The sequence below is a fragment of the Hymenobacter sp. genome (assembly GCF_031398885.1).
In the GTDB taxonomy this organism is placed as follows: domain Bacteria; phylum Bacteroidota; class Bacteroidia; order Cytophagales; family Hymenobacteraceae; genus Hymenobacter.
In genome coordinates, this window is sequence record NZ_JANNOD010000016.1 from 1 (window position 1) to 4,040 (window position 4,040).

At 63.0% G+C, this 4,040-nt stretch carries 4 protein-coding genes; 2 read left to right on the forward strand and 2 right to left on the reverse strand.

Annotated features, from left to right (window positions below; translation table 11 throughout):
* Window positions 1-4 precede the first annotated feature (4 nt).
* On the forward strand, window positions 5-682 hold the full coding sequence (gene nth / locus RMO51_RS01910) for an endonuclease III (RefSeq protein WP_310391504.1): 678 nt from the start codon (window positions 5-7) through the stop codon (window positions 680-682).
* Window positions 683-808: 126 nt separating this feature from the next.
* Here nth and RMO51_RS01915 read toward each other — a convergent pair whose 3' ends face one another.
* Together RMO51_RS01915 and RMO51_RS01920 are read right to left on the reverse strand one after the other, a co-directional pair.
* Window positions 809-2,017: a glycosyltransferase family 4 protein gene (locus RMO51_RS01915; RefSeq protein WP_310391498.1), complete on the reverse strand. Its 1,209-nt coding sequence runs from the start codon at window positions 2,015-2,017 to the stop codon at window positions 809-811.
* A gap of 72 nt (window positions 2,018-2,089) precedes the next feature.
* Window positions 2,090-3,115 carry a gliding motility lipoprotein GldB gene (locus tag RMO51_RS01920; protein WP_310391500.1) on the reverse strand — a complete coding sequence of 342 codons (1,026 nt, stop codon included), beginning with the start codon at window positions 3,113-3,115 and terminating at the stop codon, window positions 2,090-2,092.
* An 81-nt stretch (window positions 3,116-3,196) separates the two neighbouring features.
* Here RMO51_RS01920 and RMO51_RS01925 point away from each other — a divergent pair, with 81 nt between their 5' ends.
* On the forward strand, window positions 3,197-3,883 hold the full coding sequence (locus RMO51_RS01925) for a porin family protein (protein ID WP_310391502.1): 687 nt from the start codon (window positions 3,197-3,199) through the stop codon (window positions 3,881-3,883).
* The last annotated feature ends 157 nt before the right edge of the window (window positions 3,884-4,040 follow it).

The following is a 4,040-nucleotide window of genomic DNA, read 5'->3' on the forward strand; positions in this document are numbered from 1 at the left end:
CGCCATGCGCCGCGCCGACCGTTTCCGCTCCTTCCTGGACTATTTCACCACCAACTTCCCGGAACCCAAAACCGAGCTGGCCTACGGCAGCCCGTACGAGTTGCTGGTGGCGGTGGTGCTCAGCGCCCAGTGCACCGACAAACGGGTAAACCTGGTGATGCCCGCCCTGCTGGCCGAATTTCCCACGGCGGCGCACCTGGGCGCGGCCACGGCCGACGACATTTTTCCCTTCATCCGCAGCGTTTCCTATCCCAACAACAAAGCCAAGCACCTCGCCGGCCTGGGCCGGATGCTCACCGAGGACTTCGGCGGCGAGGTCCCGAGCCAGATTGACGAGTTGCAGCGCCTGCCCGGCGTGGGCCGCAAAACGGCCAATGTGGTGGCTTCCGTCATCTACAACCAGCCCGCCATGGCCGTCGACACGCACGTGTTCCGGGTTTCGCACCGCCTGGGCCTCGTGCCGAAAACGGCCACCACCCCGTTGGCGGTGGAGAAGGGCCTGGTGCGGCACATCCCCCGGGAGTTAGTGGCCAAAGCGCACCACTGGCTGATTTTGCACGGCCGCTATATCTGCGTGGCCCGCTCGCCCAAATGCAGTATTTGTCCTCTGGCCGCCAGCTGCGCCTACTTTGAAAAGAACTTTGGCCAAGCCCTGGCCCATGCGCCGCTACCTGCCGCGTAGCACCGCCCTGCACCGCTGTGCACCGTTACGAATGTGTTCGAGCCACCAGCCAGCACACCCAGGCACAAGCTCAGCTATAAACAGCACAAAACGTTGCATGTTACAGTGTAACGTGCACCAAAGGCTTTATACTTTCCCGGCGACTATTTCCAGAATCTGCTGGACCTGCGCGGCCAGCCGTTGCCGGTCAAATTCTACCACGGCCAGTTCCCGTCCCTTGCCACCCGCGGCAGCCAACTCGTGAGGCTGCGCCAGCAGCGCCCGCAGCTGCGCCGCCAGCGCCACGGCGTCACCGGCCGGCGCGTACCAGCCGCAACCGTACTGCTCCACCAGGCGCTTGGTCCAGCCCTGATTGGTGACCACCACCGGCGTGCCTACCGCCAGCGAATCGTAGAGCTTGGCCGGCGAGTTGGCATCGAGCACCGGCAGGCCCAGAAACGATACCATCGATACCGCCGCCAGCGCAAACCACGCAAATACTTCGTGCCGCGCCTGCCCGCCCACCAGCCGGATGCGCCCCGGCCAACGCGCCGCCGCCGCCGCAATCAACGGCTCGAAGAAGCCGTGGCCCAGAAACACCCACGTTACGTCCGCATCCACGGCGGCCAGGGCTTCGGCTGCGGCTACCAGCGTCGGGATGTCGTTGGCCCGCCCGAAGGTGCCGGCGTACAGCACCACCTGCTTGCCCGCCAGGCCATGTGCCTGGCGCAGTTGGGCCACTGCCGCGGGCGTGGCGCGGGCCGCCAGCTCCAGGTCGGTGCCGTTGAGCACGGTCGTTACCTTGGCGGGCGCAATACCCAGGTCCGTCACGTAGCGCGCCATGTCCGGCGACAGCGGCAAAATGTGCCGGGCGCTCTGGCAAAGCCTTTTCTCCATTCGGTAGAGCTGCTGCCGGGCCAGGGCCGTGGGCACGGCCCCCATGGCAATGGGGAACGACGGCCACAGGTCCTGCACTTCGAACACCCACGGCACCCGCCGCTGCCGCGCCACCCGGGCCGCCGCCCAGGCCGCCGTCAGCGGCGTGCTGATGCCCCAGATGACGTCGGGCCGGTCGAGGCGCAGGCCTTCGCGCACGGCCCAGGCGGCGTACTGCGCAAAGGCCAGCGCCCGGCGAACGGGGCCCATTTTGTTGTCATAAGGCACCCGCGCCTCGCGGATTTCCACGCCGGCCGGCACCCACGGAAAATCCCGGGTCAACCGTTGGCTTTGCCAGGCAGGCGTGGTCAGCAGTGTCACCCGGTGCGTTTTGGCCACGTGGGCCAGCAGCGCGTAGTGCCGGCTGGTGGCCGGGCAGTCGGGGTTGGTGTGATACTGGCTGAAAACGGCGATGTGCATGAAACGAGTGAACAGTTATCAGTGAGCAGTTATCATCAATTTTCTGGTTATTAACTGCCCACTGATAACTGTTCACTGCCTTTTCGGTCGGTAATGCGACTCGTTCAGAAAGCGCTGGGCGTTCTTCTCGGCCATCAAACGCCCGAGGCTTATTTCGGGATGCTCGGCCACGTACTTGCGCACGATTTGCAGGCCCACCCACTGGCCCACCCGGCCGGGGCAGGTGTGGTCAATCTCCGGTACGTTGGGCCGCTCGCCCACGTACTTCTGCACCAGAAACGGCGTGGTCGAGTATAGCAGATTTTTTTCCAAGAAGTGGCCCCACACCCGCGCCTCATTGGCTTCCAGGCCCGTCATCTCGCGCCCAGTGTAACCCAGCAGCAGGGAGTCGGGCGTGCAGGGCAGCATCTGGCTGGCGAAGTAAAGCGCCTTTCCCGAATGCACCATGGCGTCGAGCACCGTGTTGGCGGTCAGCTCGTGGCGGTTGTACTTGCTCGCCACGCTCTGGGTGAGCAGCGGCAGCAGGCCGGCCGGCGTGTAGCGACGCAGCATGTACTGCGGCAAGTCCGGCCGCTTGCTGGCTTTCGGCCCCGCAAACCAGTCCAGACTGAGCACCAATAGGCTGTCGTTGACGTAAATGTCCTTGCCCAAAAATCCGCTCACGTACGTCACCGCCCGCGGGGCCCGGAAATCCGGGAAGTAGTAGTGCACCCGCCGGAACATCTCGCCCAGCTCACGGCGCAGCGCGGCGCTGTCGGGGAAGGCGGCGGCCGTTTCGCGGCCCAACTGCTGCAAGGCAGCGTTTGTAGCCATCTGGGGCAGGGTGGTGGTCAGGCGCTGCTCGTTGGCGGGCTGGCGCTGCAGGTAGTAGCGGGCAAAAACCGGATACGCGTCTAAAAACTGCCGCGCATCGGCGGGCGTTTTCAACCCGAAGAAGGCGGGCTCCAGCCGCTGCAGGCGCACAGCTACGGCGGGCGCGTCGGCGGCGGCATCGTCCCGGCAGCCAGCGGCGGGTCCGCTTTTGCACGCGCTCAGCCCGCAACCGAGCGCCAGCAGAGAAAGCAGTGCTGGCCGCCAAACAAATTTTTTCTTATTCACACGTCGTTACTTTGATGCAAAATTAGCCCAAACCATTCGGCCGGTGGCAAGTGCCAGCGGCCCACAAGGTCTTCATTCCGAATGAAAAAAATTCTGCTATCACTACTGGCCCTCACGGCCGCAGTCACGAGCGCTTCGGCTCAGGTTGAGATTGGCCTAAAAGTCTCGCCTTCTATCACCAGCCTACGGGCCGAATCCACGTCGGCCCAGGCTTTTTCCAGCGACGGCAGCAAACTCAGCTTCGGCGGCGGCTTGGTAGTAGATTATTTCTTTGGCGAGAACTATGCCTTTGGCACTGGCTTGCTGCTCACGGGCAAAGGTGGTACAATTTCTTACACCGAAACCTCTGGTGGAGTCAGCGGCCTGGGGGGAAATGTCACCCAAAAAATCAGCATGCAATACTTGGAGGTTCCGATAACCGTGAAGCTATTTACCAACGAGGTAGCCCCCGACGCGCGGCTGTACTTCCAGGTGGGCGGCTCCCTAAATGTGCCCATTGGCACGCGCGTCAACGAAGGCAAGTTTTACAGAGACCCAGCCACCATGCAAGAAACCAAAGCCAGCGACCACATCACCTTTTACGACGCCGACGTGTTGGCAGGCCTTGGGGCCGAATACCAACTGGGCCAGAGCACCAAGGTGTTCGGCGGCTTCAGCTACCACCGCGGCCTGGCCAATATCGACAACTACTTTGACGACACCCGCGGCTTCAGCGACGTTATCATAAAAAATAGCTCCGTCAATCTGGACCTCGGCATCAAATTTTAGGACTTGCCTCGCGGCCCCCAGCCCCGTTTTTCCCCGCGGCAGACGCAAAAAAGCCCCGCCTTGTTTAGGAGGGGGGGGGGTTTTTCGTGTGCCGCACTTATTGGCTGGCAAGCAGCAAAGCGACTGTTCTCAGTCCACAAATTCCACATAGCGGTCC